The organism is Desulfosporosinus meridiei DSM 13257 (assembly GCF_000231385.2).
Classification (GTDB): domain Bacteria; phylum Bacillota; class Desulfitobacteriia; order Desulfitobacteriales; family Desulfitobacteriaceae; genus Desulfosporosinus; species Desulfosporosinus meridiei.
This window is the reverse complement of the sequence record NC_018515.1, coordinates 2,086,227-2,106,149: the sequence shown is the minus strand read 5'-3', so window position 1 is coordinate 2,106,149 and position 19,923 is coordinate 2,086,227. Positions and strand designations below refer to the sequence as shown.

The 19,923-nt window shown below is 42.5% G+C and carries 20 protein-coding genes; 3 read left to right on the top strand and 17 right to left on the bottom strand.

Going from position 1 to position 19,923, the window contains the following annotated elements; translation table 11 throughout:
* Window positions 1–343 precede the first annotated feature (343 nt).
* From DESMER_RS09665 to DESMER_RS09635, 7 genes are all read right to left on the bottom strand, one after another.
* The gene (locus tag DESMER_RS09665) at window positions 344–748 is read right to left on the bottom strand and encodes a hypothetical protein (RefSeq protein WP_148275271.1); all 405 of its coding nucleotides are present in this window, start codon (window positions 746–748) and stop codon (window positions 344–346) included.
* A gap of 355 nt (window positions 749–1,103) precedes the next feature.
* The gene (locus tag DESMER_RS09660) at window positions 1,104–2,543 is read right to left on the bottom strand and encodes an MDR family MFS transporter (RefSeq protein WP_014902862.1); all 1,440 of its coding nucleotides are present in this window, start codon (window positions 2,541–2,543) and stop codon (window positions 1,104–1,106) included.
* A 419-nt stretch (window positions 2,544–2,962) separates the two neighbouring features.
* Window positions 2,963–4,039 carry a DUF3102 domain-containing protein gene (locus DESMER_RS09655; RefSeq protein WP_014902861.1) on the bottom strand — a complete coding sequence of 359 codons (1,077 nt, stop codon included), beginning with the start codon at window positions 4,037–4,039 and terminating at the stop codon, window positions 2,963–2,965.
* A gap of 209 nt (window positions 4,040–4,248) precedes the next feature.
* Window positions 4,249–4,488, bottom strand: a complete 240-nt coding sequence (locus tag DESMER_RS09650) for a DUF2922 domain-containing protein (RefSeq protein ID WP_014902860.1) — start codon at window positions 4,486–4,488, stop codon at window positions 4,249–4,251.
* Between the two features lie 39 nt (window positions 4,489–4,527).
* Window positions 4,528–4,926 (bottom strand): DUF1659 domain-containing protein, encoded by a 399-nt coding sequence (locus DESMER_RS24920; protein ID WP_427854274.1) that lies wholly within the window; start codon window positions 4,924–4,926, stop codon window positions 4,528–4,530.
* A 225-nt stretch (window positions 4,927–5,151) separates the two neighbouring features.
* A complete protein-coding gene (locus DESMER_RS09640; protein ID WP_014902857.1) occupies window positions 5,152–5,607 on the bottom strand; it encodes a threonine/serine exporter family protein in 456 nt (151 codons plus the stop codon).
* A complete protein-coding gene (locus tag DESMER_RS09635) occupies window positions 5,604–6,365 on the bottom strand; it encodes a threonine/serine exporter family protein (RefSeq protein WP_014902856.1) in 762 nt (253 codons plus the stop codon). Before DESMER_RS09635 ends, DESMER_RS09640 begins: the two co-directional genes overlap by 4 nt.
* A gap of 312 nt (window positions 6,366–6,677) precedes the next feature.
* Here DESMER_RS09635 and DESMER_RS09630 point away from each other — a divergent pair, with 312 nt between their 5' ends.
* Window positions 6,678–7,262, top strand: coding sequence for a Uma2 family endonuclease (locus tag DESMER_RS09630; RefSeq protein WP_014902855.1), 585 nt, complete (start codon window positions 6,678–6,680; stop codon window positions 7,260–7,262).
* A gap of 325 nt (window positions 7,263–7,587) precedes the next feature.
* Here the strand turns inward: DESMER_RS09630 and DESMER_RS09625 are convergent, their stop codons facing one another.
* The 6 genes from DESMER_RS09625 to DESMER_RS09600 form a co-directional block, all read right to left on the bottom strand.
* On the bottom strand, window positions 7,588–8,769 hold the full coding sequence (locus DESMER_RS09625) for an ABC transporter permease (protein WP_014902854.1): 1,182 nt from the start codon (window positions 8,767–8,769) through the stop codon (window positions 7,588–7,590).
* Between the two features lie 18 nt (window positions 8,770–8,787).
* Complete coding sequence (locus DESMER_RS09620; protein WP_014902853.1) at window positions 8,788–9,825, bottom strand: HlyD family secretion protein; 1,038 nt, start codon at window positions 9,823–9,825, stop codon at window positions 8,788–8,790.
* Window positions 9,822–10,493, bottom strand: a complete 672-nt coding sequence (locus DESMER_RS09615; RefSeq protein WP_014902852.1) for a TetR/AcrR family transcriptional regulator — start codon at window positions 10,491–10,493, stop codon at window positions 9,822–9,824. The genes DESMER_RS09620 and DESMER_RS09615 overlap by 4 nt, the downstream gene beginning before the upstream one ends.
* A gap of 376 nt (window positions 10,494–10,869) precedes the next feature.
* Window positions 10,870–11,085: a hypothetical protein gene (locus tag DESMER_RS09610; protein ID WP_014902851.1), complete on the bottom strand. Its 216-nt coding sequence runs from the start codon at window positions 11,083–11,085 to the stop codon at window positions 10,870–10,872.
* Window positions 11,078–12,253, bottom strand: a complete 1,176-nt coding sequence (locus DESMER_RS09605) for an ArsA family ATPase (protein WP_014902850.1) — start codon at window positions 12,251–12,253, stop codon at window positions 11,078–11,080. Before DESMER_RS09605 ends, DESMER_RS09610 begins: the two co-directional genes overlap by 8 nt.
* Before the next feature lie 185 nt (window positions 12,254–12,438).
* Complete coding sequence (locus DESMER_RS09600; protein ID WP_014902849.1) at window positions 12,439–12,921, bottom strand: MarR family winged helix-turn-helix transcriptional regulator; 483 nt, start codon at window positions 12,919–12,921, stop codon at window positions 12,439–12,441.
* A 265-nt stretch (window positions 12,922–13,186) separates the two neighbouring features.
* Between DESMER_RS09600 and DESMER_RS24695 the strand changes: the two genes are divergently transcribed.
* Window positions 13,187–13,309: a hypothetical protein gene (locus tag DESMER_RS24695; protein ID WP_014902848.1), complete on the top strand. Its 123-nt coding sequence runs from the start codon at window positions 13,187–13,189 to the stop codon at window positions 13,307–13,309.
* A gap of 26 nt (window positions 13,310–13,335) precedes the next feature.
* A complete protein-coding gene (locus tag DESMER_RS23955; protein WP_014902847.1) occupies window positions 13,336–13,479 on the top strand; it encodes a hypothetical protein in 144 nt (47 codons plus the stop codon).
* 71 nt (window positions 13,480–13,550) lie between these two features.
* Here DESMER_RS23955 and DESMER_RS09590 read toward each other — a convergent pair whose 3' ends face one another.
* From DESMER_RS09590 to DESMER_RS09575, 4 genes are all read right to left on the bottom strand, one after another.
* On the bottom strand, window positions 13,551–16,607 hold the full coding sequence (locus tag DESMER_RS09590) for an efflux RND transporter permease subunit (protein WP_014902846.1): 3,057 nt from the start codon (window positions 16,605–16,607) through the stop codon (window positions 13,551–13,553).
* Between the two features lie 11 nt (window positions 16,608–16,618).
* Window positions 16,619–17,776, bottom strand: coding sequence for an efflux RND transporter periplasmic adaptor subunit (locus DESMER_RS09585; RefSeq protein ID WP_014902845.1), 1,158 nt, complete (start codon window positions 17,774–17,776; stop codon window positions 16,619–16,621).
* A gap of 256 nt (window positions 17,777–18,032) precedes the next feature.
* Window positions 18,033–19,070 (bottom strand): sensor histidine kinase, encoded by a 1,038-nt coding sequence (locus DESMER_RS09580; RefSeq protein ID WP_014902844.1) that lies wholly within the window; start codon window positions 19,068–19,070, stop codon window positions 18,033–18,035.
* On the bottom strand, window positions 19,067–19,744 hold the full coding sequence (locus DESMER_RS09575; RefSeq protein WP_014902843.1) for a response regulator transcription factor: 678 nt from the start codon (window positions 19,742–19,744) through the stop codon (window positions 19,067–19,069). The genes DESMER_RS09580 and DESMER_RS09575 overlap by 4 nt, the downstream gene beginning before the upstream one ends.
* Window positions 19,745–19,923: the final 179 nt, after the last annotated feature.

Below are 19,923 nucleotides of genomic sequence, written 5' to 3'. Positions count from 1 at the left end.
AACCACATTTTACCACACAGCTGAGAAAATGAGCAGCTTGGAAATAGGTTCCGACATTTATGCGCTGTGATAATCTTCACTGCAGGGAACTAATATCTATCCTAACCCCCTGCTTCATTGTCCACTCTCCGTCAGTCATTCCTGCCGGCAGGATCAACTCATCTGTTTCACGGTTTTATTCTCGATCAGCGCAAAATTATAAAATTCAAAACCGACGACAGCGAAAATACTCAATTTTTTACTTATCCGTCGTGTATTTAATTCCATTAATTCTTAAATCTCTGCGCCTGAATTGGATTGGGCAATTTTCACTCTCACCATTTTTTACTCTGGCTCTCTGCAATTAAACGCCTTTATTTGGATTAATCTGTATTATCCCAGATGTGATATTAGTAAAACCAGCCGATGCTCCTATACTGTATATATAATATTCACCTCCCCTTTGTGCAATAAAACTAGCTTCCAAAGTATCAGATATTGGGGCAGAAAAAAAATCTATATATTCTTCATTAAGGCAATAGCCTAAAACACAATTATCTACATTTTCTGTTTTAATATTTAATACTATTAATACCTCATCCCCTTTTTCAAGATTTATACCCTTTCTTCCTTTGATTTTATAAAACGCTAGTTCGCCATTGTCAATTTGGGATTTTGGAATTTCGTATGCGTTTTCATTTTGATTTTTAATTGATATAACTTTTGATTTCAATTCATAACCGTGATGATTAACTGACTTATTTTCCATTTTTAACAACATAAATATTGATAAACATACTACTACCATGAATATGAAAATTAAAAACATGTATTTCTTTTTAAGAATAATTATTCCTCCTTCGCTTTTCCATGTCTTTTTTAGACAATTGTTCGTCTCCTTCTTTGTTAGTAATTACTTTATAACGATTCAAGTAATTTTTCACCGAAAATCGCACTGCAAGGTACCGCATTTTTTGCGCTTATCCTTAATCTCTTTTATCATGTGCTAAGTAGATGAACCGTTTCTGTCTGATATACAAAAAGGACCTCATGGTCCCTGTAATATTTTTCGGATTATCATTTTAATACACACTTTTCTAAAACTAATAATCTATATAAAATTCTCATCTCCCGGGCATTGCCAGGGAGAGTATCAAAGATAAGCCGGAGATAACGACAAAGGCAATAAACAAAACATGAGTGGCGCTATTCAAGGATAAACATATCTGTTCGGAAGTAAGGGCTAGACCAAACGACGAGAGCTGATAGAGGTTGCCTGAATTGACTCCCTCAATTCCATGCCTGATAAAATAATTGGTGATATGGGAGTTGAAAATATTTCCGAAAACACTAATGCCGATGGTCTGTCCCAAGGTTCTGAGCAAAGAATTAGCGCCTACCGCACTGCCTCTTTGGTGGTAATCTACAGAATCCTGGATAATGATTGTCAAGGCCGTGGACGCTCCGCCAAAACCAATACCCAATATGAAGCAATACATTAACACGAATTGTACGGGTGTAGCCGTTCCCAGGGTGGTCAGCAATAATGTACTAATAAATATAACTACATTAGCAGCCACTATGACAGCTTTGCCGCCATATTTCGACATGATTCTACCAAGGGTAATGGACAAGATCAGCCAGGAAATCGACATGGGCAGCATGGCCAGTCCGGATATTGTAGGGCTGTATCCCAAAACTGTTTGCAAATATAAAGGAATATAAACATCAATGCCCATCAATACAGCAAAAATCAGGCAGGATAACAAATTAACGATCACACTTGTCCTAGTAAAAATAGCAAAAGGTAAAACTGGCTCTTTGGCCCTTTTTTCGATTTTGTAAAAGAGCACCAACAGCAGAATCGCCGACGTTAGAGCAGTTCCGATAAAAATGGAATAGCCTTGAGAATGGGCGTTTTGATCAACAACAAATATACTCAAGAAGGAAATTACCGCCAAAGATAAAGTAATAATTCCCCCATAATCAATGCTCTGTTTTTCCCTCGAAAAGGTTTCCCGCAAAGACCTTTGCAGCAAAATAACGGCAACCAGACCAAAGGGAAGATTAATAAAAAATATCCAGTGCCACGAAAGCACGTCAATTAAAAACCCTCCCAAGAAGGGTCCCACAAGGGTGGCGACTCCCCAGACCGTACTTAGACCACCTTGGATCTTAGCCCGTTCCTCCAGGGGGAACTCATCGCCGATAATGGTGAAGGAGACTGTGAAGATCCCCCCTGCCCCCAGCCCTTGAACTGCACGAAAGGCGATGAGCATGACCATACTCTGAGATAAACCGCATAAAAAGCTTCCGGCTAAAAAGAGGAGGATACTGATTGAAAGCACATGTTTCCTGCCATATAAATCCGCCAGCTTACCGTAAATAGGGGTCGATACGGCTGAGGTCAGCAGATAAACCGAAAAGACCAGGCTGATCAGTTCAAATCCCTGCAATTCTTTGGCGATGGTTGGCATTGCCATAGTAACAATTGTTCCCTCAACAGCCGCTAAAAACATGACCAGCATGATTGCTATCACTAAATTTGTTCTTTTCCAATTCAAAAGAAGGTACTCCCCTTTCCTTCCTATAAACCTAGTTGGCACCCACGCATTGTCTTCGGATAGTTAAACTTAATTGCTTCCCAAACGAAAAAATGCCAAACAAAACACCGGGCGCACCCGACATCTTATCCAGCATTGTAATTACGATTACAAGCCCTCCGATGACCTCTCTCAAGTTTACTCATCTTGAGTTCGACTAAATTATAGCATTGAATTTTAGAAAAAGTCAATTTGAAGAAATTTAATCTTAGCAAGCAATGGTCGGTACTTGACCACCCTATGACCAAATCCGATCTGCTGGTTTTGGCAGAAATCAGCAGATTGAGAGGAAGGATTGGTTAATCCAAAAATGTATTTTTATTTGCCCAATTGGGAAACTTTGATAACTATCCATTAAATAAAGGGTTAACCCATTGCAATTATGACATTTTAATCCCGGGAGGCCATTGACTGATGCTTTTGGCCATGTTCTCCAGGAAGGCTTTGAGCTGCTTACGCAGTCTCTCCTTCATCTCCTTGTCCTTCCTGGTCAGCACGGTCAACAACAGGGTGAGCTGCTCAAAGGAGTTTCGAATATTGCTGCGGTGAAATTTAAACAGCGATTCGGCTTGCCGGGTATAGTATTCAGGATCGGCGTTTTCAAATCCTGATGCTGTAAACTTGGGAAACTCGGGCACCGTTAAATTAGAAGTAACGAGCACGGGAGCTGAGGAACGCGAGGAGGCAGAGGGGATTTTGGCAGGAACCGCTTCCGGAGCGGCTGACTCCGTCATTTCGGGGACTTGAGGGGATCCGGGAAATTCAGCGCCTTGAACGGGTATGGGCGGACCCTCGGCTGGGAGGTTTTGGGCCTCAGCCGGCGCTGCTTCTTTTGGGCTGTCCTCCGAATTCGCCTCTTTCCCCGCAGCACTCTTCCGTCCTGCCCGGAATTTTGACGATGCCTCCTCTACCCTCTGCTCCAGGCTCCAGACCTGGTCGGCAAGGACACTGATTTTGGCGATCATGGAGTTCAGTGCCTTTTCCAGTTCGTCGATCTTCCGCAAGGCCTGGTCTAGTTTCGGCAGAGACAGGGCATGCTCCCCGTCTCCGTCAGCCCCGGTAAATCCCACAGCCCGCTTAAGCTCCCGGGAAGACATGTTCTCCACATCGTTGTGGGCGATAAAGTCCGCCCGCAGTTCTTCCGGAACGTCGAGAAGGATGAGGGCGTTGGTGTAGGTCAAATTAGACAGCGCTGACCAATTCGGATCGGTTTCAAGATCAGGGAATGAGCCATAGGCCTCATATAGCTGAATCAACCTTCCGGCTGAACGCTGGGAATAACGGACTGACTCAACCAGCCATTTTCCCCATTCTCCATGCCTGACCAGAGCCTTAGCTTCTTTCAGCCGCCCGCCGATCTCAATGGCGTTAGTCAGCAAAGTCCTTCCAGTCTGATGGTTGATTGTGTTTATTTCAGCCGCGATAATCCGCGGGGTTCGTTCAGCTGTGGGAATCATTGGCGCATCCATCCTTCTTGATTACTTTCTTCACAATATGTACTAGGGCATATGAAGGTGAGGACTTGTCGGATGAACCCCGGAAGAAACACCGCTCTTTAAAATGGCGGCCGGTTGAAACTCCTTCAGCCGGCCGTCATTTTTGATTTGACTCATTCAATTTGGGTGTGGACTAGCTTTTACCGGGTTTGCCCCGATATCAAAACATTTTAAGCAACAGGTGGATCAAAAATATCTTCCGTCACTGTTTCTATGATTTTAGCATCTCGTTTGGCGACGAGGTCGCCGTCGGGAAGCTCAAAAATATTCTTTTCGATAAGGAGCTCCATGACCTGCTCAACTTCCGCCTGGGTCAGGTCCGCCCTTGGCGAAGGCAGTGTCACAGTTAACGTACCTCCGCCGGCGACGGTGAAGACGAGGCGAACAACTTTCTGAGTTGCCGTTGGCATGGATAATCACTTCCTTTTTATTCTTGAATATTGACACACTTATTCTTCGGTGAGAATATAACTGCTGTTGCGGCGTATCTCGACAATGGGATATTCCAGTAAACTGAAAAGTGCTGTGGCAACGGCGTAAACATCTTCTAAAGCAGCGCTTTCTTTTACTTTTGCCAGGGATTTCTGGCGGATAAGAGGCTGGCCCTCGGCATTCAATCCGGTCTGATAGCGCACCACCATAGCCGTTTCAGCGTGTGTTGAATTGATAGACATTAATTTCTCCTTTCTCCATCTCTGCATAATCGTCTCTTCCAGCGGCGGCAACCTCTTATGAGTAAAAGCCAGTCCATGTTTTATCATATGAACTGGGTGGAAAAGGGTGACAAGCTCAAAACCAAAAGAAAAAGGTGCTGATTTCTCAACACCTAAACTATCCGAGATTCCCATCTCTATAAAAACATATCAGCCAATGTTACCTTCAGACCCTTGAAATATGCTGATTCAACATATTCCCTCCATTTTAGCTATATATGTTCCATTATGCATATAGTTAGCTAATCGGTCAACAATCATCTCAAAATTAGCTAAAGATCGCAATGCCATACTCTCGCTTTCGTTGGACATGAACTTCTCCATGACCTGAAGTAGGACAAGCTTAACGTTCCTTCTTTTTTACATTGAATTATGACGGAATTCATAAGAACGTAATGCGAAAAAAACTCTGGACAGCGAAGATGCGACCATAATCCCGGCTGCTATGGCAACTGCAATACTCACCGTATAAGAGCCATATTCGGCGAGATCTCCAAACTTACCATCGATCGCATAGCTCATTGTGTAGTATAAGGACCGACCAGGAACCAGTGGAATTATAGCAGCTGTTAAAAAAGTAGTAGCTGGCGTTTTCTCGATGCGGGCGAAAATCTCCGAGTAAAAGGTTACTATAATGGAAGATATGAAGTACTGCATCATTTCTCCGCTTAGCCAGAGACCACCCAGTAAGTATATCACCCATGCTAACATACCACCGAAAGCAGCATATCCTAATTTCCTTCCTTTAATATTAAACAGAATCGAAAAACCGAGTGAACCCATAAAAGCCGTAATGATCTGATATGTATGGATCATTTAAACATGCCTCCAATAAAAACTGATACTAAACCGAATCCAAAAGAGATGGACAAAGCTACAAGAATAGCTTCACAAAGGCGCAGTAGTCCTGCTATCGTATCTCCGCTTATAATATCCCTTATTGAGTTCGTGAGAGCCAATCCAGGTATAAGAAGCATGATATTTCCGATTGCAATCATTTCGAAGCTATGACCTATCCCCATTCTAACTAGCAGAAACCCCAGCATGCCTACAACGAAGGAGCATAGTATATTTACAAAAAAAACATTCTTATCAACTCTTTGGATAAAAGTGATTGCTAATTTCAATATCATGCCGATAGCCGCAGAAACAGCTGCATCATTCACGTCGCCTCCATAGAAAATCGTGAACGTTCCAGCGATCATACCATATACCAAGTATTGGACAACCGCACCATATTTGCGTCTAATTCGGATTTTTTCTATTTCATTTCTAATATATTCTGCCTCGGGTGTGTGTTTACAAACGTAGTAGGAAAGATTATTAAGCCTATCCAGCTTATCCAAATCCGTTGAGTAACTTAAAATCCTCCTGGTTTGAGTGAGGGTATTTCCGCTTTTCAACTGAATAGATACGACGATGCTAGACGTGATAGTAAATACATCCACCCGCTTTGCATCATATGCTTTGCAGATTCGACTGATGGAGTCCTCCACACGATTTACTTCAGCACCGTTGACAAGCATTAGTTCTCCAATATCTAATATATAACTTAGTAATTCTTTTGTAAGCATATCATTTAAGGCCCTTCCTCATAAGGTGCTTAATAATTTGAGTTAAGTATAAGGTAATACCTTCTTAAATTCCATTGTATAATTCTAACTTGATTGGATCATTATGTCTGCCCTTTTCTTCGATAAGAAGGATAATCAATGATTTTGATAAAGCGCAATTATGGTACTTCTACATACACTTGTGTTGCATGAACCCGAATTTTGGCGCTTGCCGCTAGGTAACCTCTATGTTATGATTAATTAAGGGAAAATGTGGAACTTGACAGAATAGAGATAGAACTCTTTAATCAACTTCTTAGGAGATGATCCTTGATGAGCCGACCTGAACAAAATTTTGACCGTAAATTCACTTATAAAGACTATCTAACTTGGTCGGAAAAAGAACAGTGGGAGCTCCTTAACGGAATTCCTTATAATATGACTCCCTCTCCATCGACACAACACCAAAAAATTGTTACTACGCTCATAGCTCAATTTTACAACGCCCTTAAAGACAGTCCTTGCCAAGTTTTTGGTGCCCCCTTTGATGTAAGATTGCCAGAACAGGAAAAAAACAGTGACGATATCTTCACTGTTGTACAACCTGATCTAGCTATTATCTGTGATCGAAATAAGCTGGATAATCATGGATGTGTTGGTGGCCCTGATCTCGTTATTGAGGTAACATCTCCATCAACTCTACGTAAAGACATTAAGGATAAGTTTTATCTCTATGAAAAAGCAGGGGTTAATCAATATTGGATTATCTACCCCGAACAAAAGACTGTCGTAGTTTTTACATTGGACAAAGAAGGAAAATTCGGTCGCCCCGACATCTATTGCGAAACTGATCTAATACAATTTGAGATATCAAGGTCAATACGTATAGATTTATCAGAGGTATTTAAAGAGTATTGACAAGGTTATCCCTACCCACCTGATTTTGAATTTTCCCAAGAAGAAAACCCGTTAAAGAAAACAAAATCATTTGGTAATTCCTTAAGCATAAGCCATCCTCCAAATTCAGTTACAATAACTTATTGTTTGATAATAAGGTTGTATTATAGTATAAATATCCCTCTCTGACAATAGTTAAAAGCCCGGAGGACTTATCCCTAGTCAAGTCGGGATATTTCAAACATCAACTATCCGATATATTCCCATTTCTATATAATTGTATTAGCCAATGCTACATTAAGGCCCTTGAAATATGCTGTTTCAACATATTTCAAGGGCCTCGCATCTATCCCGCTATTTCTGTGAACTTTTCTTCTACCTGCCGAAATTCCTTTTTAAGCTGACGATGGACTAATCCTATGGCTACCGGCAGAAATACCGCTGTCATCTTTAGCAGTGTCCAGATGTTAGGTAGAACCTGCTCCAAACTAATTCCCATCAAGGCCAAATCCCTAACTTCGGAAACGAAATAGGTAAGGGGAAGAACTTTCGAAATCATCTGCACAAAATCAGGCATTGCCTGAAGGGGCCAAGTGAAGCCGGATATCAGAAAGGAAGGGACCGCAAAAAGCATAGCTAATTGTGTGGCTTCAAGTTCATTTTTACAAATAATAGATAGCATCACTCCTAAGGACATGATGGTCAGGAGAAAAACGGAAAGCAGCAGCTCAAAGGTCCATATGCTGCCGTGATAGGGCACTTGGAAATAACTAATGCAGAGATAATAGACTAAGTTAGCGCTCAACATATTAAGCAGAAAGTGGACAGTTAACTTCCCCAAGACCACTTCGATTGCATTATAAGGCCTCAGTTCATTAATCGTTCCAAGGCTCTTTTCTCTTGACAAAGCACTTGCTACATAGAGCAAGGCAATCTGCTGTGCCACTGTACCTGCTAAGCCTAGCAGCAAAAAATTCGCATAGTTGAAGGTTGGATTATACCATATTCTAAGAGCAAATCGCGCGGGCATGGCGGCTGAGGCTGCCTGGTTCGGAAGCAGTCCTGCTCCACTCTCCAGACCCTTGATACTAGCTCCGGCGGAAAAAGTTCCTACTATTTCATTAGCCGCAGAAAGTACAGCATTACTGAATAATAGGTTCGTTCCATTGACAATCACCAAAACGGTACTGCCTTCCCCGGTTTTTATCTTAGCGTCCAGATCTGCTGGGATAACGATGCCCGCAGTGATTTTACGATTCTCTATCTCGCTGCGTAGTTCAGCTTCGCTTGCCACCTGGCCAACAACATCAAACTTCTCAGAATCCCGAAACCCCTGGGCGATAGCCCTGCTGGTGGCCGTGTTATTATAATCCAGAACTACAGTCTTGATGTCCTTGACCACATGAGTACTATACATCAGACCAAATAGTATCATATATAGCAGCGGTATCATGAATATTACTACCAACATTCGTTTGTTTCGGATAATATACTTGAGTTCACGGAGGGCTACTTTAAGAATACCCATTGTTCAGACTCCTCACCCTTAATTAAATTTTACACTAACCTCCATACCCGGCCTTAAGGCTGGCGAGTTAACCTGAACTTTAACATTATAAGAAACGATATCCTTTTCCCCCCGGTCATTGGTAGCCCGGATGGTGGCAAATTCTGGTTTGCGGCTAATGTCTATAATTTTCCCACTAAGTTTCTTATCCTCCTGGCTGGAGATCAGAATGGCAGCTTCCTGCTCTAACTTTAGATCAGTCAACACACTCTCACTTACCTTCACGTTAACCCAGTTGTCCAAATAATTCGTGACACTCATAAGGGGCAGCCCCTGGGAGACCATTTCCCCTTCTTTGACATTAAGCGAAGTAACCGTCCCATCACAAGGTGCTTTGATCTGAGCCTCCGCAAGGTTATTTTCGATCTCTTTCAGTTGCCCTTCGGCAGCAACCTGGGAAGCCTGTGCTCTTTGAATATCTGCAGCATAAACGTCGAGTTGTGCACGAGCCGCCTGAGCCATTCCTAAGTCGGCTTCAGCAGCTTCCACCCCTACTAATGACAGCTTATATTTATTTTCCACTCCATCCATATCTTGATCCGATATAACCTTTGCTTTATGTAGATCTAGCATCCGTTGATATGTCTTCAGCGCTAATTCCGCGTCGGTTTTAGCTTTCTCAACTCCAACTTGTGCTTTAGTGATGGCAGCAGTGGTTGCGCTGTTTGTAGCGGACATTGCGGCTGTTGCTTTGATAATGTCTCCTTGAGCAACCTTTACCGCAGCCTGTGCTGCTTCTTCCTTTGCTTTAAGATCACTGTCGTCTATTTGGGCCACTATGTCTCCTGCCCTAACCTGCTGACCCTCTTGGACATTTAACTTGACTACTCGGCCGGGAATTTTGGTATTAAGGCTAACTTCTTGTGCTTCTGCATTTCCAGTGAAATCTGTAGCGGGTTGTTGTTGATTAGCAATTGCTACTCCTACCGGAAAATAGGAAGCACACCCTGTTAGGGTTGTAGCCAAGGTCAACAAACCGATTATTCTTGTTACCTTTTTGATGTATTGCAAGTTCACATTTCTTCCTCCCCATGTTTTAATATTCCATTAAAGATAATGTCTTGGATATGTGTCAAGCGCTCTTCGAGCATAGCAGGAGCCATCATATCCTCCTTCCAGAAGGTCTGAAGCATTTCCCGTCTTGAAAAATAGACTAGACATAGTGCATTAACACTCACCAGAAGATGACGGATATCAATATTCCTACGTATCAAACCCGCTCGCTGGCCTTCTTGCAAAAACTCGCGGAGCACAGGCTCAGCAGGGTCAATTAGTTGGGGAAGGACTCTGTTAGCATATTTCTCCTGATTCAAAGCTTCCCAACTCATTAGACGCACAAACTCATCGTGCTCTGCCAAATAATAAAAGTATTCCCGAATCCCCTGCTTAATCACTGTTTCAGGGTCGGCCCCTGACTGGATTACTGACGACCCTCTTGCATAGAGCTTAGTATAATTGTAACGGAGTACTTCCACATATAAGTTTTCTTTGCTCTCGAAGTAGTGATAGATCATGCGCTTATTAATCTTTGCTTCATCAGCAATTTCATCTACTCTTGAACCTTCCAGTCCTTTTAGAGCAAAAATAGCTGTTCCGGCTAAAAGTATTCGCTGTTTACTTTCCTCCGAACGAGTAAGGTCACCGCCTTTTTCGCTATTAAGTGGATGTGTCGGGTTACCTTTCATTTTTCATGTCACCACTTTCATTAGTTGATAGATTGCTTTTGCTTAGTGATTTACGTCCAAGCAAGTAAGTAAGTAACTAGTTAGTTACTTGATATAATATAGAACTTATAACTTAGTCTGTCAAGAGCAACGCCTCTGGATTATTAGAAGGAGTTCTCTTTGATTGATTCTTCAATGGTTCCTTCTAGGGACATAGGACTCTTATTTGGACGCAGTATGTGCCGGTCGGTGCTGGAATTATCGCGAGTGCTATATTAATTCTTATTGCCTTAGGGGTCATATTCTAAAAGAAAAGTGCACATTGAATTGGCTACCATTTTTAAAATAGTAGCCTTTAAAATCCTTTTCTTCATCTTTAAACTCAATCTCCCGCTAATCATTCCACATTGATTTGCTTCAGTCCACCGGTTCTATCAATTTCACCAACGGGTGTTTTTTCCACGAACTCTTTACTGATATCATAAAGAGCTTGCATTACTCGGGCTTCCAGACCTTTGATAGGTTTTTGCACGGACTCAGGCAATCTCTCCACAGTTTTATGAACTAAAGACAATTTGAAATTAACCAGCTGTTTAAGGATTTCGTCATTCATTGCTGACACCTCCAAAGTGAACTTTCAGAATTTCATCTTCAAATTTGGCTCCTTGAACAGACAGACTTTGCAACGTTCTGGGTAAGGTAATGGTTCGTTTAATATTTCCTACCCTGATAATCAACTCATCCCCTTTTTGGTTAAGGGAAAGATCCCTTTTTGTGGTGAAAGGCATATAGATCTCCATAATATACTCGTTATTTTCTTTGCTTATTTTCTGTGTCCGGGCATTGTACTTAATTTCCGTGGGCTCTTCTCCTTTAAAGATCTCTTCCCCCATTCTCTCCAGCATCTCTAAGCCCACAATTTCTTGTTCAAAGAGCGGCACATAATAGATGGGGACAGGGGAAAAGCTGTCTCTAATCATTTCCTGATATTTTTTCTGGATATCTTTCCAGAGGGAAAAATACTGATCCGAAATATTACTGGGTATAATTCTGTTGACGACAACGGCATCCACATTAAAGTCATAAATATTTAAATAGGTGAAACTGCGCTGAGCTTCTTTAACAACCATCTTTTCCGGATTGACAACAATACGAATACTTGTAATCTCCCGGTCGGAAAACACCTGGCGCATTTCATCAAGCTCGTGGTAGATTTTTTCTATCTCTTCCATTACCGAATCAGTGGGCAAGGGAATCCCGAGAATTGGTTCCGCTACCGGCCTCATAAATTTCACAGCTTTTCTCTTAATAGGAAAGAGTTTGTCCATCCACCAGCGAAGCATTTCCGGGAAGCTAAGCAGGGCTAAAGTCTCCCCTGTCGGCGCACAATCAATGATAATCACCTCAAAGGTCTTTTCTTTATAATACTTAAGGATTCTTAAGAGACTCAGCAAATCCTCCATGCCGGGAAAGACCGTTAATTCTTCCGTGGTAATATCTTTAATGGTTTTTGCCGTAAATAAGGTGGTTAAATACTTTTGTACCTGCCCCCAGCCTTTTTCAACTTCGTGCACGGAATCAATTTCTTGGGCCCAGAGATTGGGACGAATCTCTTGGGGCTCAGGAGACAGCTTAATATCCAAAGAGTCTCCCAAGCTGTGGGCACGGTCCGTACTGACAACCAAAGTTTTTTGGCCTTTTTTTGCGCTTTGCAAAGCGGTTGAAGCGGCAATACTGGTCTTTCCCACTCCGCCTTTTCCGGTATACAAAATAATTCTCATAGTTAATCCCTCCTGCATTATATTGGCATTTTATTTCCCGTAAAGTACTGTATTTCTAACGAATAGTACTTTGTGCGAAGTATTGTTTAAAAAAATCTCTATAATCCATTTGCACCATTTGCAACCTCATTGACCTACTTTTTAAAGAAGTTAGGGTGAGCATCTGGATTAAGAAATATGAAAACTTATTCAATCGGTATTTTTCGTAAGAAATGATCCTGCTTTTCATGGTTCTCAGCGACTGGATCTTTTCGGCTCAACTCATTAACGATCTTCAGGATAATCTTAAATAGAAGTTGACGCTCTTCAGCGGATAAAAGAGCATTGAATCTTTCCAGGTAAGACTCAATCGTTGCTTTAAGTTCTCTCATCATAGTTTTACCCTTATCCGTAAGCTGGATCGTTACAATTCGCCGATCCTCCTCGCTCCTTTCTCTTTGCAGATAGCCGTTTTTAACTAAGCGATTGACGAGCCCCGTCGTGGTACTAAGTGGAGCATTAAGATAATCTGATATCTGACTCATGATTACCTCTCCATACCTGTCGACAATCAGCATAGCTAAGAGTTCGGTCTTGGAAACACTCAGATCCAACTGAATCCATTCTTCAGGGAAAAATACTTTCTTTAAATTATCCAATACGAAATCTAAAACCTTCTCCTGCCCCATGATAGTCCCCCAGATATTATTACCTCAAGAGAATACTTCGTCGAAAGAACTATTCTGCTAATAAAATACCTCATTGATTTGGCTTTGTCAAGTTAATTCTTTTCGAGTCGAGTAACCTCGGTTCGTACTAAAACTTATGCAGAGGAAGTATAAATCTTCGTTTAGGATTTCAGACATGATCCAAAAAAAATTTCACTTAGACAAATTTCAAATTGCAATATTTTCCATATTATGGATTAGATCAAGGTTAAAGGGGGTAAGTTAAATGGCATTTGGTAACGTTGATGGAGCCGCTTGCGGTTGTGATCATGGAAAAGGATTTGGAGCTGGCATTGCTGCTATTGTAATAATAATTCTTCTTCTCATCGCATTAGGAATTGTGTTCTAATTTTAATTTAGAAAGGTGGAAACATTATGTACGGAATGAGTAATGTCTGCTGTCCTCCTCAGGTTGCCCCAGTCGCTGGTTATGGGTATGGCGGAGTCGGTGCAGGAATCGGTGCAGGAATTATTGCGATTGCTATTTTAATTCTTCTTGCCTTAGGAGTCATATTCTAAAAGTGTACGTTGAATTGGCTACCATTTGAAATGGTAGCCTTTAAAAATATAGATCCAGTATATTTTTATACTTATCCTTTGACACTGATTACCGAGGATTGCCTTCTGAACATTTTTTTGCAATCATCCAACAAGGTGTAAATAACCGGTACAACAAATAACGTCAGAATCGTTGAAGTAATTAATCCCCCAATAACCGCATGAGCCATTGGAGCATACATCTCCGAGCCGGTTGCTTGCGCAAATGCTGAAGGCAGCATGCCGAAAATCATAGCCAAAGACGTCATCACGATGGGACGCAGCCTTACCAGTCCAGCTTCCGCCAAGGCGTTATAGATCTCTGCTCCTTCGCTTCTCTTCTGTCTGGCATAGTCAACCAGCAAAATAGCATTCTTGGCAACTAGGCCCATCAACAAAATGACCCCGATCAAAGACATGACGCTTAGCTGACTGCCGGCAATAAACAGGCCAAGTATTGCTCCGATAATAGCCAAAGGCAGAGCAAACATAATCGCTACCGGGTCAATATAGCTCTCAAACTGGGCTGCCATAACCAGGAATATAAAGAGAATGCCCATTCCCAAGGCTATTACCAGCTCAATAAAGCCATCTCCCATTGGATCATCAGCCAGTACAAGAGAAATACCCTTGGGCATCTGTAGTTCATGATTGAGCTTTTGCAAATTTAACGCTGAAAAATCATCGGCAGAAATCCCTGTAACATTGGCTGAGAGTTCAATTTCTCCTGCCCTGTCGTACCTTTGCAGGGTGGAAGAGGTGGTTGCAAAAGCCTTGCGGGTCACCTGGTCCAGGGGAACCATACGCTCATTTGAGCCTGAGACATAGATCCCGCTCAAGCTGCCTAAGTCCACGCGCTGATCTTCTTCCAGGGAAACCCTCACATCATAGCGGTCTTTTGCTCCATTAAACTTGCTCACGACGACACCGTCAAACAGCGTATTTAGGGTTTCTCCTACCGCAGCCGAATTGACTCCCAGATCTGCTGCCTGATCACGATCCACCTCCAGCTGTAGCTTAGGCTTTCCTGCCTTATAACTAATGCTTATATCCCGAGCACTGGGATCTTCCCTCAACATCTGTTTTGCTGCCAGGGCAATAGTTTGCATCTGCTCGTAATCATTCCCCCTAATATTAAAGGTGACATCCTTTGCGGTGCCCGATCCCATTGAAGCTGTATAAATGGCAAACTCTATCCCAGGAACTTTTTCGTAATCATTTCTCATTTTCTCAGCGATGTCTTTGGCACTGTCCTTTCGTTCCTTTTTATCAGACAACTTCAGGTAAATTGATACTTCATCCATGCCTACTGTAGTATACATACTCCGTACTTCAGGATATTTTAAAGCAATACTTTCCAAGTTTTTAGCTTTTTGTCCTGCCGCCTCCAGGGATAAACCTGAGTCCAGCCCCACATCGATGGTAAGTTCCCCCAAGTCTGTGGCAGGTAGAAAGGTGAAGCCCAGCCCGGGAACTAAAGCGATACTTCCCGCAAACATAGCGAAAACCAAGACCAGAGTTTTCACCCTGTGGCGGAGGACTACCTTAAGTAATTGTGAATAATTTCCCGCAAGTTTATCAAACCTTTGGTCAAACCATCCTAAAAACTTGCCAATAATCCCTTTTTCCCTTTTATCCTCTGCCTTGAGCAGTTTAGCAGACATCATGGGTACCAGAGTAAAAGAAACGAACAACGAAACTAACATACTAAATACAACTGTCAGGCCAAACTCAATAAATATTTTCCCGATGAATCCGCTGACCAGGGCAACTGGGAGAAAGACAGCTACGACGGACAGGGACGTGGCAAGTACTGCCAGACCAATTTCAGAAGTAGCATCTTGGGCTGCTTGAAAGGGGGATTTACCCATACCCAGATGGCGCTCAATATTTTCTATGACAACAATTGCGTCATCGATCAGCAGTCCGACGGAAAGTGATATGGCCATCATTGACATGGTATTAATGGAAAAATTCATGAGCTTCATGGCAATAAACGTGGTAATGATGGAGATAGGCAGAGAAATAGCACTTGTCAAGGTGCTTTGCCATTTATTCAAGAAGAGAAAGATAATGGCAACTGCCAGGATACACCCTTCCAGGACAGTTTTATTAACATTGTTGACCGTGTCCTTTACTGCCTGGGAATTATCACGAACAATGTCAACTTTTACTCCTTCAGGCAGCAGTCCTGCAATTCTCGTCAATTCTTCTTTAACGTTTTCTGATACCTTTACTGTATTGGCCCCTGATTGTTTGATGATATCAATCCCTATGGCCGGCTTGCCTTGATAAAAGCAGAGAGATTCCCTATCCTTCATTCCATCCCTCACTTCTGCTACATCACGCACTCTGATCTCAGATCCTGCCCGTTTGGCAATCAGAACGTTACTAAAATCCTCAACTTTATTGATATTACTGGTTGTACTAAGGGAAATTTCTGTGCTGGCATCCGTCACCTTACCGCCCTGCATCTCAAGATTATCACTTTGCAGGCTATTAACTACTTCTGACGTAGTTAAGCCAAAGGAAGCGAGCTTTTCCTTATCCAGCAGAATATGTATTTCACGTCCTGTATTACCCTGGATGTTTACTGCACCAACGCCTTTAACCGTATAGAGACCCTTTTTTACAACATCATCGACTAATTGAGATAACTCTTTAGTTTCTCCTGTCCCGGATACTGCCAGAGAAAAAATAGCTTCGGCAGACATATCAAATTTGGCAATAACCGGCTCCTCAACCTCTTGAGGCAGCTGCCCTCGTATGGAGCCAACTTTATCCCGCACCTCTTGAACCGCCACATCTGCGGATTTATCCATAGAAAACTCCAGAACTGTATTAGACACTCCCTCAGTGATGGTTGAACTTATATGCTTTACACCGGAAATCTGTCCTGCTGCTTCCTCGACAAGCTTCGTCACCTTAGTTTCGAGTTGCTCCGGCGATGCTCCCCTTTGCTCAACAGTTACTGTAACATAAGGTATATCCGCCTGAGGCATATCATTGACCGTCAGTCTATTGTAGGAGAGAATACCCACTACTAGGAGGACTACGAAAATAACCGTAATAAAAACAGGTCGCTTAATACTGACATCAGCTAAAATCATCCTTATCCCCCCTATTCCTCAACTACCGCTATAGCGTCTCCATCCTGCAATGTGTTCACATTAGTACAAATTACGCTCTCGCCTTTTTGCACACCGGATTTAATGACTACCACATTTTCCTCGGTTTCGCCAATGATGACACTGCGTTTACGGGCAATCCCTTGGTCATTTACGTAAACGTAGCAGTTATCTCCATTGCCTGCTAAAGCTGCCAGGGGAACGGTAGCTATCTCAACCTTTTGGTCATTAACTATTTCTGCCTTGGCAAAACTTCCGGGCTTGAGGGTCTGGTCTGGGTTATCCAATTGAATCTTGCCTTTGAAAACCCGTGAGGATGGGTCAGCGGACCCATTGATACTTTTCAGCGTTCCCTCATAGACTAATGGGTTGCTCTCTCCGATGGTTACTTGGGCCTTTTGCCCAACTTTAATATCCTCCAGGTTTGTCTGCGCTACTTCTATGACAGCATTGATCGGTGAAATGTTTTTAACTTTCCCAAGTATGGTTCCCGAATCCACATTCTGACCCAGACTCACACTTTTTTCATCCATCATTCCGCTGATTGGTGCACTAATAGTGGTATAGGCTAAAGAATCCGCCAGACTTTCCACATTAACCTGCGCAGTAAGGACATTTGCTTTTAAGGCCTCGAGGTTTGCTTTCGCAACTTTTACAGCTATTTCTGCCTTTTCCAGCTCAACCTTAGCAATTCCATTATGATCAAAAAGTACTTTCAGCCTCTCAAAATTACCCTGTTCCGATTCCAAATTCACTTCAGCACTTGTCAAACTTGCTTGAGCGGCAGACAGTTGACTTTCTGCTGCTCTAAGATTATTTCTGGCCTCCTTTTCCTCAAGTTTAACCAGAGGCTCTCCCTGATGTATGTACTCACCCTCTTCAAACAGAATTTGTACAACCTTTCCTCCGACTTTACTACTTACGATACCTTCCTCCGATGGCTCCAAGGAAGCCTTGAATTCAATTTCTGCTGCTTTTTCAATAAAATTCACTTGCTGAACCATGACATAAACCTTATTATTTACAGCTTCAATAGTAATTTGCTTATTTTCTGCTTCAGCTGCTCTCTCCTGATTGCCTAACAACATAACACCTGTCATCAGGACAACTAAAACAGCAATAGAAATAATCACTTTTTTCTTCGTTAGCATTGTTTGATTCCTCCCTGTATGAATTGCACACTAGTTTGAGCACCGTAACTCGCTCCCCTCGAAAATCGGCGCATTCCTGAACTCAGCATAGAATAGGAATTTAAACGGAGCGTAAACAGGAATCCATTTTTCGAAAAGCTTTTAAACATTAAGAAACTTGGCGGAAAAGGCAGCGGCCTTAGTTGCACTTTTGTTTGTAATTGAATAAAAAAACGGCTGCAGGATAGTTCCTACGCCGTTTTTGCCCGATTTTCTGTTATTCCTTGGTGGGTAATTTAACCTGGAATACTGTTCCCTTTCCTAACTCACTTTCCACAGTAACCTTACCCTGGTGTAAATTTATAATCTTTTTCACCAGGGCTAGTCCCAGCCCATTTCCACCTAATGAGCGGTCACGGGATTTATCTACTTTATAAAATCGCTCAAAAATATGCATTTGCTCAGCTGGCGCTATACCGATACCGTTATCGGAAATGATACAAACCACGGTTTCGCCGTCTTGTTTTAAGCTGACGTTAAGCTCCCCATTTTCAGGAGTAAATTTTAGAGCATTCACCAAAAGGTTGATCCAAACCTGCTTTAACAAATCCTCGTTTCCATAGACAGTTATTTTTGGCAAGGTTGTTTCGGGAATAATATTTTTTGCTTTCCATTGCGGTTCTAAGAGTAAGACAACGTTTTCGAGTTGTCTGTCCAAGCGAAATGGGGCTTTCGTGATAGATCTGCCCGACCTTTCCAAGGCCGACAGCCGCAAAAGATTATCTGCCAGTTTGGATAATCTCTTACTTTCCTCTTCGATGATCGCGGCATATTCCTGCTGTTTAAGCGTCGCTCCGTCCTTGCGCAGCAGGGCGGCATAGCCACTGATGGATGTCAGCGGCGATTGAAACTCATGAGATATGTTAGAGATAAAATCCTGCCGCAGCTGCTCCATGGAGCCGAGTTCTTTGGCCATCTTATTGATGCTGTCAGTGATTTCAAGAAAATGCCCATGTTTATCCCGCTCAATAAAGACATCAAAATTACCCTGGGCTATTCTCTCCAAAGCTTCAAGGGTTCTCTGCGCAAGGCGGGACCGATCGTCTTGATGTATAAAAGCCACTAACATAAAACTTCCGACAATCAGGACTAAATTGATAGTACCGTAGAGCATATCCGACCACGGTTCCGACGGTCTTCCTATGAACCGGTAAATCAGCAGCATCAGCAGATAGCTCGCCACAAAACACGCCGCCAGCATGCACGCAACAAAACACAGCCAGAGTAAATTTTGCAACCAGCTCTTTTCTTTCAAGAAATCACCTCCAGACGATAACCCAAGCTGCGGATGGTGAGAATTTGAAAACCGAATCCTGCGGGCGGAAATCGGTCGCGCAGCCGTCCGACATGAACATCCAAAGTGCGTTCATTGCCGTCAAAATCGAACCCCCAGATATCCTCAATCAGCTGATTGCGGGATAAGGTTTTTCCCGGGAAGCTGCCGAGCTTAAAAAGAAGTTCAAATTCCCGCAGGGGAATACTTAGGCGTTCTCCGTTGGCTGAAACTGTATGACTGGTGTTGTCCACGGTAAGAAGGCCTATCGCAATGGTTTGCTGGGAAGCGATTTTATAGCGTTTCAGCAGCGCTCTGCTGCGCAGCAGCAATTCTTCCGCTTCAAAAGGTTTTGTCAGGTAATCATCCGCACCCGATCCATAGCTTTCAATTTTTGAGCCTATTTCACTTTTCGCCGTCAGCATAAGGATAGGCATATCTTTGTAATAATTGCGGGCATTCCGGCAAAACTCCAAGCCATCCATATTAGGCATCATTATATCAGCTACGCAAAGATCTATTCTTTTTTCGTCGAGTTTCAGAAGTGCGTCCCGGCCGTCTACAGCTTCGTAAACCTCGAAACCGTCATCCTTCAATATGGTACTTACCAGCCTGCGAATATAAGCATCGTCATCAACCACCAATATTTTAATCATTGCCACACCTCATTTTCGTAAAACACATATTTACGATAATATAGGTTTTTAAACAGAGTGTAAACCAGACCAACAATGTTAGACGAAAGAAGCTGTTCTGACTCTAAAATTTTCATAAGCTATATAGCTATGATTTCAAATAAAAGCACTGGAAATTGTAATCCACAAGGATGCAACAA

Excerpts from the sequence above, each read along its gene's own strand:
- DESMER_RS09585 (WP_014902845.1), bottom strand. The coding sequence starts at position 17,776 with ATGCTAACGAAGAAAAAAGTGATTATTTCTATTGCTGTTTTAGTTGTC.
- DESMER_RS09655 (WP_014902861.1), bottom strand. The coding sequence starts at position 4,039 with ATGATTCCCACAGCTGAACGAACCCCGCGGATTATCGCGGCTGAAATA.
- DESMER_RS09605 (WP_014902850.1), bottom strand. The coding sequence starts at position 12,253 with ATGAGAATTATTTTGTATACCGGAAAAGGCGGAGTGGGAAAGACCAGT.
- DESMER_RS24695 (WP_014902848.1), top strand. The coding sequence starts at position 13,187 with ATGGCATTTGGTAACGTTGATGGAGCCGCTTGCGGTTGTGATCATGGA.
- DESMER_RS09610 (WP_014902851.1), bottom strand. The coding sequence starts at position 11,085 with ATGAATGACGAAATCCTTAAACAGCTGGTTAATTTCAAATTGTCTTTA.
- DESMER_RS09615 (WP_014902852.1), bottom strand. The coding sequence starts at position 10,493 with ATGAAAGGTAACCCGACACATCCACTTAATAGCGAAAAAGGCGGTGAC.
- DESMER_RS23955 (WP_014902847.1), top strand. The coding sequence starts at position 13,336 with ATGTACGGAATGAGTAATGTCTGCTGTCCTCCTCAGGTTGCCCCAGTC.
- DESMER_RS09630 (WP_014902855.1), top strand. The coding sequence starts at position 6,678 with ATGAGCCGACCTGAACAAAATTTTGACCGTAAATTCACTTATAAAGAC.
- DESMER_RS09575 (WP_014902843.1), bottom strand. The coding sequence starts at position 19,744 with ATGATTAAAATATTGGTGGTTGATGACGATGCTTATATTCGCAGGCTG.
- DESMER_RS09625 (WP_014902854.1), bottom strand. The coding sequence starts at position 8,769 with ATGGGTATTCTTAAAGTAGCCCTCCGTGAACTCAAGTATATTATCCGA.
- DESMER_RS24920 (WP_427854274.1), bottom strand. The coding sequence starts at position 4,926 with ATGGGAATCTCGGATAGTTTAGGTGTTGAGAAATCAGCACCTTTTTCT.
- DESMER_RS09650 (WP_014902860.1), bottom strand. The coding sequence starts at position 4,488 with ATGCCAACGGCAACTCAGAAAGTTGTTCGCCTCGTCTTCACCGTCGCC.
- DESMER_RS09640 (WP_014902857.1), bottom strand. The coding sequence starts at position 5,607 with ATGATCCATACATATCAGATCATTACGGCTTTTATGGGTTCACTCGGT.
- DESMER_RS09590 (WP_014902846.1), bottom strand. The coding sequence starts at position 16,607 with ATGATTTTAGCTGATGTCAGTATTAAGCGACCTGTTTTTATTACGGTT.
- DESMER_RS09665 (WP_148275271.1), bottom strand. The coding sequence starts at position 748 with ATGGAAAATAAGTCAGTTAATCATCACGGTTATGAATTGAAATCAAAA.
- DESMER_RS09635 (WP_014902856.1), bottom strand. The coding sequence starts at position 6,365 with ATGCTTACAAAAGAATTACTAAGTTATATATTAGATATTGGAGAACTA.
- DESMER_RS09600 (WP_014902849.1), bottom strand. The coding sequence starts at position 12,921 with ATGGGGCAGGAGAAGGTTTTAGATTTCGTATTGGATAATTTAAAGAAA.